General features: G+C 60.2%; 11 protein-coding genes and 1 pseudogene. 11 read left to right on the top strand and 1 reads right to left on the bottom strand.

Translation table 11 applies throughout. The features are described 5' to 3' along the window. The first annotated feature begins 2 nt into the window (after positions 1–2). From RJ1_RS38425 to RJ1_RS38475, 11 genes are all read left to right on the top strand, one after another. Entirely contained in the window at positions 3–1,301 is a 1,299-nt protein-coding gene (locus RJ1_RS38425) for a cytochrome P450 (protein WP_073368696.1), read from the top strand. Next, entirely contained in the window at positions 1,298–1,489 is a 192-nt protein-coding gene (locus RJ1_RS38430) for a ferredoxin (protein WP_073368698.1), read from the top strand. The genes RJ1_RS38425 and RJ1_RS38430 overlap by 4 nt, the downstream gene beginning before the upstream one ends. A gap of 262 nt (positions 1,490–1,751) precedes the next feature. Beyond that, complete coding sequence (locus RJ1_RS38435) at positions 1,752–2,678, top strand: LysR family transcriptional regulator (protein ID WP_073368699.1); 927 nt, start codon at positions 1,752–1,754, stop codon at positions 2,676–2,678. 183 nt (positions 2,679–2,861) lie between these two features. Then, a complete protein-coding gene (locus RJ1_RS38440; RefSeq protein ID WP_143048862.1) occupies positions 2,862–3,713 on the top strand; it encodes an amidohydrolase family protein in 852 nt (283 codons plus the stop codon). Beyond that, the gene (locus tag RJ1_RS38445; RefSeq protein ID WP_074872809.1) at positions 3,713–4,042 is read left to right on the top strand and encodes a DUF1330 domain-containing protein; all 330 of its coding nucleotides are present in this window, start codon (positions 3,713–3,715) and stop codon (positions 4,040–4,042) included. Before RJ1_RS38440 ends, RJ1_RS38445 begins: the two co-directional genes overlap by 1 nt. An 84-nt stretch (positions 4,043–4,126) precedes the next feature. Next, on the top strand, positions 4,127–4,969 hold the full coding sequence (locus RJ1_RS38450; RefSeq protein ID WP_073368705.1) for an SDR family NAD(P)-dependent oxidoreductase: 843 nt from the start codon (positions 4,127–4,129) through the stop codon (positions 4,967–4,969). Positions 4,970–5,048: 79 nt separating this feature from the next. After that, entirely contained in the window at positions 5,049–6,287 is a 1,239-nt protein-coding gene (locus RJ1_RS38455; protein ID WP_073368707.1) for a cytochrome P450, read from the top strand. A gap of 11 nt (positions 6,288–6,298) precedes the next feature. Then, complete coding sequence (locus RJ1_RS38460; RefSeq protein ID WP_073368709.1) at positions 6,299–6,487, top strand: ferredoxin; 189 nt, start codon at positions 6,299–6,301, stop codon at positions 6,485–6,487. A 2-nt stretch (positions 6,488–6,489) separates the two neighbouring features. Then, positions 6,490–7,686, top strand: coding sequence for an NAD(P)/FAD-dependent oxidoreductase (locus RJ1_RS38465; RefSeq protein ID WP_073368711.1), 1,197 nt, complete (start codon positions 6,490–6,492; stop codon positions 7,684–7,686). A gap of 82 nt (positions 7,687–7,768) precedes the next feature. Next, a complete protein-coding gene (locus tag RJ1_RS38470) occupies positions 7,769–8,695 on the top strand; it encodes a polysaccharide deacetylase family protein (RefSeq protein WP_073368713.1) in 927 nt (308 codons plus the stop codon). A 64-nt stretch (positions 8,696–8,759) separates the two neighbouring features. Beyond that, positions 8,760–9,416, top strand: a complete 657-nt coding sequence (locus RJ1_RS38475) for a cysteine hydrolase family protein (RefSeq protein ID WP_073368723.1) — start codon at positions 8,760–8,762, stop codon at positions 9,414–9,416. A 585-nt stretch (positions 9,417–10,001) separates the two neighbouring features. Here RJ1_RS38475 and RJ1_RS49435 read toward each other — a convergent pair. Beyond that, positions 10,002–11,059: pseudogene (locus RJ1_RS49435) on the bottom strand (IS701 family transposase); the annotation flags it as partial. Positions 11,060–11,086: the final 27 nt, after the last annotated feature.

Raw genomic sequence — 11,086 nt, forward strand, 5'->3', positions numbered from 1 at the left:
CGATGCTCATCGATGCGCTAATTGGGAGAGAACAGGGCGCTGTCCGGTGCCCCTACCCGGCGTACACGGAGTTGCGTGACGGACCAAAAGTCACGTTCAGCGATGCCGGTGGCTTCTACCTGGTGAGTCGATACGACGACATCAAACACGTTCTGCAGAACCCGGCGTTGTTCTCGAGCAGGAGCCCCATGGGCCCCAGCATTCGAGAGACCGAAGCGGCGATCGCCGAAGCATTGGCCGACAACCCGGAACTCGCAGCACGTTCGAGCACGGTCCTCCGCAGGGGCAACGTGCTCTTCAGCGCGGACGCGCCTCTGCACACACGCCACCGACGCTTGATGGGAAAAGCGTTCTCGCCGCGCATCGTCGCGCGCATGGAACCCGAGATCGTGTCCATCTGCAGTTCGTTGGTCGATGCGTTCAACGTGGACGAACCCGTGGATATTGTGCGCGAGTACTCCTCCCACATCCCGGTCAGGACCCTCGCCACGCTTCTGGGAGTCTCCCGAGATAGCGCGGGCAACTTCAAGAGCTGGGCCGATGCACTGAATCCGCATCACCAAGCTGTCGGCCGAAACTCATCGGTCGAGGAGCTACGCGACATCGTGCGACGACAACTGGCGTTCTGGGAGTACTTCGAGAACGAACTCAAAGAGCGCCGCTCCACGCAGCCGACGGGTACCGAGACCGATCTCCTGAGCGCCATCGCCCATGCAAGGGTTGACGGGGAAACTGAGCTGACGCTCGACGAGATGCTGGGCCTGGTGGCACAGCTTGTCGCCGCAGGGGCGGACACGACCCGCAGCCTGATCACGTCGGGCACGATGCTGCTCTGCCAGCATCCGGCGATTGCAAATCGCCTTCGTGAGAAGCCCGCAGATATCCCGCTTTTTGTGGAGGAAGTGCTCAGGGCCGAATCCCCCGTGCAAGGCCTGTTCAGGGTAGCTGTGGAAGACACCGAAGTCGGTGGCGTGAGCGTGCCGGCCGGGGCGAGCTTGTGGCTGATGTACGGGTCAGCCAACCGCGATGATCAGATATTCGACGCTCCAGGAACGTTCGATCTGGATCGAGAGAACGTCCGCGACCACCTCAGCTTTGGCGACGGACAACATTTCTGCATCGGCTCGAACCTTGCGAAGTTAGAAGCGCGAGTCGCGTTCCAGACATTGCTTGAGGGTTTCGATGACCTGCGGATCGCGGACGAGGGAGCGGAAGTGGTCTATGAGCCCAGCTACGTCATTCACACGCCGAGCCGGCTGCCGTTGCGGCTCACCCCCACGGGTCGGCAGGGTGAGCGATGAGGATCAGCGTTGACGAAATCCTCTGCTGCGCCGCGGGGGTCTGTGAAGCCGAGCTGCCCGATGTCTTTGAGGTACAAGACGGAGGGCCGACGAAAGTACTGTCGGAGTCTGTTCCTGTCGACAAGCGTGCTGCCTTGACTCAGGTTGTGAGGAATTGTCCGACGGGTGCGGTGATCGTGACCGAGTAGTGGCTCCACAGCGCCGGCGGCTACCGACGGGCAGTTGCAACCGTGGTACAGCGGCCGCGATGGGCGAAACCCCGGGCCCGGGCCCGGGGCCGGACACCTGGGTGCCGTGGGTTCCAGTGACCACGCCCCCGTTGTCGGGCGAAGTCATCACACCAACCAGCCAAATCGTCACGCAACTCGTTGACGAACAGGCCTATGCTCGCCATAGTGCCAACTTCGGACCCTTGCGGGTGGGCAACCGTAGGTTGGAAGGAGTAAGAGCGTGACCGTACGGTTTGATATGCGGCATCTTCGCGCCTTCGCTGTGACCGCCGAGCAGCTCCACTTCACACGCGCTGCAACCACTCTGCATATGACGCAGCAATCGCTGAGCACCCAAATCAGGCAGTTAGAGAACGAGTTGGGCGTCGAGCTGTTCATCCGCACCACCCGCAAGGTGGAACTTACCGCTGCAGGCGCAAAGTTCTACGAATACGTGCGCGACATATTTGCTCGGCTCGACGCCGCGGTTGAGGACACGCGGCGCATCGCTTCAGGTGAACGCGGTCGACTGAGGATCGGTTATACCCCCACGGTGGGAAAGGGCGTCCTTCCGGAGATCATGGTTGAAGTTCACCGGCGGCTCCCTGACCTGCATGTCGTCACAGTCGAGGGTTGGACGCGAGATGTGACAAGCGCCGTCGCAGAAGGACGACTAGACGTTGGTGTGGCCAGGTGCGCGGTGCTAACCCCCGCGCTGGAGGGCATTACGCTGATGCACGAGCCGCTCGGCGCCGTGGTGGGGGTCGGCAGTCCTCTCTCCAATCTGGACGTGATCCCAGTCGACGAGCTGTTGGGCTACTTGCTCATCACCCTCCCCAGAGATCTGTCGCCCGGCTTCTACGATCGGGTGATTGCTTCGTTCCCCATGCACGCAGCCGAAGGGCGTGTCCATGAACTCCAACAACTAGGGCACGACACCTTCTTCGGCGACACCTTCGCCCACGCCGAAATCCTCGCGGGAAACGCGTTTTTCGTGACGTTCGAACGCCACTACCCCCGAATGTTCGAGGGTTTCGTGTGGCGCCCGGTCTCACCTCCCCCGTTGGTCGGGACAGACTTGGTATTTAGCAGAGAAGGCCGTTCACCGTCGGTGGATAGCTTTCTCGAGATCGCTACCGAGGTGGCGAAGCGTCGTCAACGGACTTGACGTCAGTACCGAAATCGATGGCGCGTGTCTACCTATTCACTTGTCGGCACTGTGAAATGGTGCCCAACCATTGTTTGACGCGGTATGTCTGCGGGGGGACTCTCATACGTGAGATCCACCACAGGCTGACTGGAGACGATCGCACGAGCCGATCGACCCAGCGGCCCCAGGAAAGGAGTGAAGGTGTCCAAGGTTGTCGACGTAGCGGTGAACTTCCGAATCGGGGGAGGATGGGATGACTCTGCATTCGGGGGAATCTTCATCAAGCAGCGGCTGGGCGAAGGTTGGGATCCCGAGAAGGGCTGGGATCCGGACGCGCTCATCCAACATTTGGACGATGCGGGCATCGACATGATTGGTCTCATCTCGAACGTCTGGAACGTGGGCGGGCAGGAACTCTTCGTGCACGCAGACGAAGTCAAGGTCTTCATCGACAAGTTTCCGGATCGGGTCTTCGGCTGGGTCGGGATCAACCCACTACAGGGGATGGAGACCCTTCGTTACATCGAGTACGCAGTCCGTGACCTTGGGTTCAAGGGAGTTCACTGTTACCCCCACTGGTTCGGGCTGCCGGTGAACGACCGGCGCTACTATCCGATCTACGCCAAATGCGCTGAGCTTGGTGTGCCGTTCGCGATGCAAGTCGGCAGTCCGTCGGTTCGAGCTCACGCCAAGATGGTGGCACGGCCGACGTTGCTGGACGACATCGCTTACGACTTCCCAGAGCTCAAGCTTGTCGGCCTGCACGTCGGCACACCCTTTGCGAACGAGATGTGCATGCTCGCAAGGAACTACGAGAACGTATTCATCATCGCCGACGCGTATCCACCGGTCGACTGGGAACGGGACCTTCTCGACTACATCAATCAGAAGGAATGGAACAACGTCGACGGGTCGGACAAAGTCATGTGGGGTACCGATCACCCGGTTCAGGCCTTTCGCCCGACACTCCAGCAGGTGCGTGACCACGGCTTCACCCCGGATATCGAGGCCAAGCTTCTCGGTGACAACGCAGTCCGCATTCTCAACCTCTGATGAGCACTCGCGCGAACTCGGGAGCCGTGCGGGCGACCGTCGCGATCCAAGGAACATTTGCCCCGGGGTACGAACAACACTTCGACGACTATTCGTCGCTCATGAGGGAGTTTCTGGCTCGGCACGGAGCCACAGTGGTCCGGCGGCAGCTCGTCGAGAAGACCATCTATGGGAGGGCAAGGCCCGATCTCTTTATGGTGATCGACTTTCCAGACCGATCCGTGGTGGAGCTTCTATTCCTTCAAGGCGAGTACCTCGGCATTGTTCCTCTGCGGAACAAGGTATTTGCGGAGTTCGAGATGCATGTGGCCGCGCACGGTGAGGTGTAGCCCGGCCAGCCGGCCGATGGTATCGCGCAGGTGCAGCCACCGGCCGGTCGGACGAAACCACCAACTCAGAGCAAGGAAGATTACATGACGGCAGCGATACGGGGATTGGCCGACAAGAACGTCCTGATTACCGGTGCCGCAAGAGGTGTGGGTCACTCGTGTGCGATCGCCTTCGCGCACGCGGGTGCAAACGTCGCCGCCCTCGATGTGCCTGGACCGATGGAGGGGCTGTACCCGCTATCGACTTCGGCGATGCTTACGGAGACCGTCGACTCGATTGTCGCTATCGGTCGCCAGGGTGTAGCACTGAGTTGCGACCTGAGGGACGAAGCGGAGGTACAGCGCGCGGTCGATCATGCACTTGATGCGTTCGACGGGCGTATTGATGTGATCGTGAACAACGCAGGTCTGGTAGCGCTCGATGCGATACACGAGATGCGCAGTGACGTTATGCACGCCCTTATCGACACGATGGTGAAGGGGCCGATCTACGTCGCCAAGTACGCGATCCCCAACATGATCGGTCGACGGAGCGGCAAGATCATCAACATCTCATCGGCAACCACCCGAACTGGGATGGCGATGGTCTCGCACTATGTCGCAGCCAAGCATGCCGTCAACGGCCTGACGTCCGCATGGGCGTACGAGCTTGCGGAGTTCGGGATCAATGTGAACGCAGTCGCGCCCGCCAGCCTTCGGTCCGGACCCGACCATGACTCGGCCATGGTTAGCGGCATTGCTCAACAGATTGGAATCACCGCTGAAGCTGCGTTCGAGCAGTTCTCCGAGAATGGCAACTTCCCGGGACCGAAGTGGAGGGTCGAGGCCGATCATATCCGCGACACTGTCTTGTTTCTGGCCAGTGACAACGCAGATCAGATTACCGGACAAGTCGTCTTCGTCGATGGCGGTCAATCCGCGCGTTGAGCAACTGACTAGCGGTTCGTACCACGGGTCACACCCGCCTCGCATTTGAAAACCGAATTCTTTGACGTAGGAGCACAGCATGACGATCAGCGCGGGCGCACCGGACATCCTCTCGCCCGAATTCGAGGCCGATCCGTATAGCGCATACGAGATTCTGCGAGAGGACTATCCCGTCCTCTGGCATGATGGATTAGGGCGTTACATCATCAGTCGCTACGAGGATGTGTCGCGGGCGTTCAAGGATGCCACCGTCTTTTCCTCCGAACACTATGCGGATCAGATCGAACCGCTGCACGGCCGAACAATGCTGCAGATGGACGGACGAGAGCACACAGTGCACCGGAGCGTGGTAACGCCCGCCTTTCGCGGACATGAGCTGAGTGAGAAGTACATTCCACTAATCGATGCGGGCGCCAAGAAGCTAATCGACTCGTTCAGGCGAGATGGCAGTGTCGATCTGGTCTCGCAATTCACACGCCTGTATCCGGTGAACGTGATCATGGACATGCTGGCCCTACCGAGCGACCACCGCGACGAGTTCAGGGTCTGGTACAAGACGATGTTCGGGTTCATCAAGAACGTTGCAGGGGATCCCGCAATTACCGCATTGGCGATGCAGACGAAAGTAGAATTTCGCGAGTACATGCTGCCTTTGATTTCGCAGAGACGGCAGAACCCAGGTGCTGATCTACTCAGCACACTCTGTACCGCGGAGATCGACGGAACCCGGTTCACTGACGAAGAGATCAACTCCTTCTGCAGCGTGCTGTTCGTCTCCGCGGGTGAAACAACTGACAGCTCAATTGGCAGCATATTTCGCAACCTCTTGGACAACCCTGAGCAACTCGAGGCTGTGAAGAGGGACCGGTCGTTGATATCGTCGGCTTTTGCCGAGACGCTTCGATTCTCGCCTCCCGGACACATGTTTGGTCGGCGGGTGAAACAGGATGTTGAGATCGCCGGCACGCGGATTGAAGCGGGCAAGGATGTCATATTGCTGATTGGCGCCGCGAACCGTGACCCCAGGAAGTATGCCGATCCAGGAAGGTTTGACATCTTTCGGCCCGATCTCGACACGGCAAAGGCGTATTCCGCCGGCGCGAACCACACAGCATTCGGCCTCGGACGTCACTTCTGTGTCGGCGCGATGCTTTCGAAGGCGGAAGTTGAGATTGGCGTCGGGCTCCTTCTGGACTCGATGGGCGACGTGAAGTACCAGGAAGGTTTCGCGCCTCGCGAGAGTGGCGTATGGACTCGAGGCCTCGACGAGTTGCTCCTGGACTTCAACCCCCGCACGCCGTCCCAGCCGATTGATTGAAAGGACCCAGAATGCGAATCTCGGTGGACAGATCACTCTGCGAGATCCACGGTGAATGTACTTTCATTGCTCCACAAGTGTTTGCGCTCAACGATTCTGGTGATCTTGAGTATGCCGAAGACGCGACCGGCGGTGACTCTGAAATGGTTCGGGATGCAGCGATGGCGTGTCCGGCTCAGGCGATTCGATTGGAGCCTTAGAGATGGATCGCCTGGTTATTGTGGGCGCATCCTTGGCTGGACTGCGCGCTGCTGAGACCGCCCGACGAGAAGGTTTCGCAGGTTCCCTCGTGATGGTTGGCGATGAGAGGCACCTCCCGTATCAACGCCCGCCGCTTTCAAAACAGGTCTTGTTGCGGACACTCGATGCCGACCAAGCCGCATTGCGCATCGACGACCTCGATGTGCAGTGGATGCTCGGAGAGCCGGCTCGATCACTCGATATCGCCCGCCGTGAGATCACCCTCGAGGGCGGGGGCACACTAGGTTTTGACGGTCTTGTCATCGCAACTGGCACGCATGCAAGGAAGATTGCCGGATTAGAGCCGGACGGCTCACGAGTTCATGTGCTGCGCAGTCTCGACGACGCGGCTGCCCTAACAACGCAGCTTCAACACGCAGCACACGTAGTGGTCGTTGGCGGCGGCTTTATCGGTTGTGAGGTTGCCTCCGCTTGTCGTCAGCTCGGTGTAGAAGTCACGATCGTAGAGGCGCAGTCCCACCTCCTCAAGCGTGCTGTTGGCCCTGAGGTAGGCGATGCCATCGCGTCCCTGCACCGCAGAAACGGTGTCGAACTTCGACTCGGGGTCGGCCTTCGGGCACTGGAGCACGGCGTGACAAGCGAGCATGTGGTCCTGACTGACGGGTCGGTACTCTCGGCAGATCTGGTGGTACTTGGCCTGGGCGCTTCGCCAGCGACTGATTGGTTGGTCAGTTCGGGAGTCGACCTCGATGACGGGGTCCTTTGTGATGCGTCCCTCCGCGTGACAGGAGCCGTGGGCATTACAGCCGCCGGCGATGTCGCGAGGTGGCCAAATGGCCGTTATGGGCACTCGATGATGCGGTTGGAGCATTGGACTAACGCGTCCGAGCAGGGTTCGGCTGCAGTTCACACCTTGCTTGCGGACGCCGCCGGCAAGGCCGCAGAGCCGTTCGAGACTGTCCCATACTTTTGGTCAGACCAGTTCGGGATTAGGGTGCAGTCGGTCGGCATGCCCTCACAGGCATCTAGCTACCGAGTGATTGCCGGTTCGCTCACCTCGGACTCATTCTTGATCGAATACCACGATAAGAATGAACTCGTCGGTGTCGTGGCTCTGGGGATGCAGAGCAGAATCCTGAAGTATCGCCGCGAGATGAACCAGCATCCCGCCCGTGGGCACCAGCATCCAAAGAATTGAAGCTCCGAGATCGCCACCCGAAACAGCTCGCTGTGCAGACAATCGTCTCGAACAGCCTGATCGCTCAAAAAAGGAGTCGAAAATGCAACGCGACTATGTGGGGTACGCAGGGAAGCCACCGGTTCTCGAGTGGCCGGGTGGCAACCGGCTCGCGCTTTCCATTGTGCTCAACTATGAAGAAGGGTCAGAACGAACCGTTCGCGAAGGCGATGGTGTCGATGAGACCATCTGTGAGTGGGGCGAGTTCGATCTGGGTCCGGGCGTACGCAATTACACAATCGAGTCCTTCACTGAGTATGGCAGCAGGGCTGGTGTGTGGCGATTGCTGGACTTGTTCGACAAGCATCAGATCAAAACGACGTTCTTCGCCTGCGGTATGGCGCTGGAGAAGAATCCATCGGTTGCGAAGGCCATCGCAAGCAGGGGGCATGAAGTTTGTAGTCACGGCTACCGATGGGAAGACCACCTCAATCTGAACCGGGACGACGACCGGGCTCGCATCCGGTTGGCGGCTGACTCCCTCGAACGTACGACGGGAGTCCGGCCGACAGGATGGTTCGCGAAGAATGGACTGAAAGATCAGACGCGCGAACTGCTCGTTGAGGAAGGGTTCCTGTACGACTCGAATGAATACAACGAGGACGTCCCATACTTCATCGAGGTGAACGGTCAGCCCCACCTGATTCTCCCGTATTCTTCTGACACCAACGACTTCCGCTATTGGCGAGCTCCTGGATTTGTCAACGCGAACGAGTATTTCACCTTCCTCAAGGACTCCCTTGATGTGCTGCTAGCCGAATCGGCGACCGTGCCGAAGATGATGTCGGTCGGCCTCCACAACCGGATCTCCGGAAAGCCTGCGAGGTCGTTGGCAGTCGATCGATTCATCGAGTACGCAAAGACGCAACCAGGGGTGTGGATCGCGCGTCGTGACGAGATCGCCCAATGGTGGCTCGATAACCGACCGGCCGGGTCGAGCCTTCCTGGCTCGGCGAACCCGACCGACTAGACAACAACACAACACAACAACACGTAGATGCGACGATTACGCATCAATGGCGATAGGTGACACGATGAAGCGAATTTTGGGAAAAGACGTATGTGAAACGCTGGAGGAAGTCCTCAATCCTGACTGGTGTGCTGTAGTCCCGATCGACCTGCAGAACGACTTCATGCATCCAAATGGCAAAGTCGCGCAGGCGGGTACTGACATCTCGGCGATGGAGGCACTGCGTACCGGCTCGGCGGACTTTCTCGCCCAAACACGGGACCTCGGCGTCAAGATTGTCCACGTGCGGATGGTGGACCTGCCTGATGGTCAGAGTGATTCGCCGTCCTGGATCCGATCCAAGCGTCGTATCGCGAACGTCAGCGACTGCTCGGTCGAGGGTACTTGGGGCGCAGAGTTCGTTGAGGGGTGCGAGGCCCTCCCCGGCGAACCAGTGGTCACCAAACACCGCTCGAGCGCATTTACGAGGACGAACCTCGATCTGATCCTTCGAGCCAACGGCATCCAAACTGTCGTCATCATCGGAGAGCAAACACCCGGGTGCGTGGAAGCCACCTATAGGGATGCCGCATATCACGATTACTACAATGTGCTCGTCGAGGATCGAGTCGCTGCGCAGAACGCTGAGCTCCACGCTGCCTCCATCAAGATCCAAAGGGCGCGGCACGACGTCGCCACCGCAGATGAAGTCCTGCGCATCTGGCGAAAGCACCGTGGCTGACCGATCAGTCGAGATGGGTTACTGCGCTGCTCATCTGCTAGTGCGGCGTCTGCATATATAATTTGACGGTCAGGGTGAGAGCGACCGGCTCTCCCCGTACTCCCTCGCTGCGGCGACGTCCCAAGCGTCGAAGGCTTCCGCAGTCCCGATCAGATGTGTGAATTCCCTTGAACCCTCGTGACTATCGCCAATTGTGTCAGAGGCGTCGCGCCGCTTGGATCGAAGTCAACCGTAAACGCAACCATCCTGACACCGAGGCGGAGCGCCTGATCGAATTCGCCAGCATGTGGGCACCATTCGGGGGCGCACCCGAGGAGGAGATCCTTGTGCGCTTCGGAATGACGACCCATCGGTTCGTCGAGCGATTGTGGCAGGTTATCCCTCAATCGAACTGTGTCCAAGACGAAATATGCAGTTTGGCGAACGCATACCCGCGCCACTACCGAACCAACGGCCCAGGCGGCTGACGGTCCGACAGGTTTCCAAGTGGGACTTTGTCAGGTAGGAAGGTGTGGCGGCACAGTGGGCAGGTACCGATCCAACGGGCAAATGCGCGAACAAAGGTCACGCGTGATTCGTCGATCGTCAGTCCTGCCCCGTCGCTTCTGGGTCGGTGATCCTCAGGGTGGTGAGGAACAGGTGAGCGGTGGCGACCAGGATGGCGTGGCTGTCCCAGCCCAGCCAACAACGGCCCTCGAAACGATCCAATCCGAGACCGTTTTCAGTTCCCGGTAGTTGTGCTCGATGCGCCAGCGGTCTCGGCCAGGCGCACGAGTTCGGCGACGGGTCCTGTGTCCGGCAGGGTGGAGAGCCAGTTGTCGGTGGGCTCGTCGGCTCCGGTGGGCCACTCGGCAAGCAACCAGACCGCGGGCACGGTGCTGTCCTCGATGCGTGGGAAGATCGCGGTTTCGCAGGGCGGACCCGCAGCGTGGCGAACCGCGAGCCCATCGGCGTGGTGGGGTTGTCGGGGTCGGCCTTGCTGCCGCGCCGCCAGGTCACGGTCCGCAGGGCCTTGTCCGGCGGCGAGGACGAGGTCCTAGCAGTTCGCAGCCGGGCCCGGGTAACGCGGGGTAGGTCCGAGTCTGTGGACGCTGTTGGCCGCGGTTTCCGGGATGGCGTCGCCCGGATAGCCGCTGGTCGGGCCCTTGACGGCGACGACGTCGTTGATGCCGCGCTCGGTCAGCGCTTCCGGAAGGCGGTCGTGTCGCCGTAGCCGGCGACCGCGACGAGCGGGCGCTGCCCACTCGATCATCCCGAGCGCCATCTCCCACTTGGAGCGGTGATGCTCGGCGCCGAGGGATTGCCGCGACCGTGACGGGGTCGTTGGTGGACCGATTGTCCCAGCTCCCGGGGAGAAACAGCCGCCAATCCAACGGTGCCAAGGCCGCATCGGAGGCGGCGTGCGCGCTGACCGCGATCTGGCAGTTGCCGACCCTGCCGAGGGTGCCCGAGTACTGCCGCAACGCCCGGCGAGCGGTTGTGTCCTTGGTGAACCCGGTGTCGTCGATGACCCACGCATTCGGGGCGATCAGATCACACGCGCGGCCCGACAGCCTTTTTCGTACCGGCACCACATCCCACGGCGAGGTGGTCACGCACTACTGCAGGCGTTGGTGATAGACCCGCAGTCGCTGTGCCATCGGCGCGCCGACGAAGGTGGCGTTCATCTA

Origin of the sequence: Rhodococcus jostii NBRC 16295 (assembly GCF_001894825.1) — a bacterium.
Taxonomy (GTDB): domain Bacteria; phylum Actinomycetota; class Actinomycetes; order Mycobacteriales; family Mycobacteriaceae; genus Rhodococcus_F; species Rhodococcus_F jostii.

Coding starts and splice junctions, on each gene's coding strand:
- RJ1_RS38445 (WP_074872809.1), top strand. CDS start 3,713: ATGAGCACTCGCGCGAACTCGGGAGCCGTGCGGGCGACCGTCGCGATC.
- RJ1_RS38475 (WP_073368723.1), top strand. CDS start 8,760: ATGAAGCGAATTTTGGGAAAAGACGTATGTGAAACGCTGGAGGAAGTC.
- RJ1_RS38460 (WP_073368709.1), top strand. CDS start 6,299: ATGCGAATCTCGGTGGACAGATCACTCTGCGAGATCCACGGTGAATGT.
- RJ1_RS38425 (WP_073368696.1), top strand. CDS start 3: ATGCTCATCGATGCGCTAATTGGGAGAGAACAGGGCGCTGTCCGGTGC.
- RJ1_RS38455 (WP_073368707.1), top strand. CDS start 5,049: ATGACGATCAGCGCGGGCGCACCGGACATCCTCTCGCCCGAATTCGAG.
- RJ1_RS38430 (WP_073368698.1), top strand. CDS start 1,298: ATGAGGATCAGCGTTGACGAAATCCTCTGCTGCGCCGCGGGGGTCTGT.
- RJ1_RS38470 (WP_073368713.1), top strand. CDS start 7,769: ATGCAACGCGACTATGTGGGGTACGCAGGGAAGCCACCGGTTCTCGAG.
- RJ1_RS38450 (WP_073368705.1), top strand. CDS start 4,127: ATGACGGCAGCGATACGGGGATTGGCCGACAAGAACGTCCTGATTACC.
- RJ1_RS38465 (WP_073368711.1), top strand. CDS start 6,490: ATGGATCGCCTGGTTATTGTGGGCGCATCCTTGGCTGGACTGCGCGCT.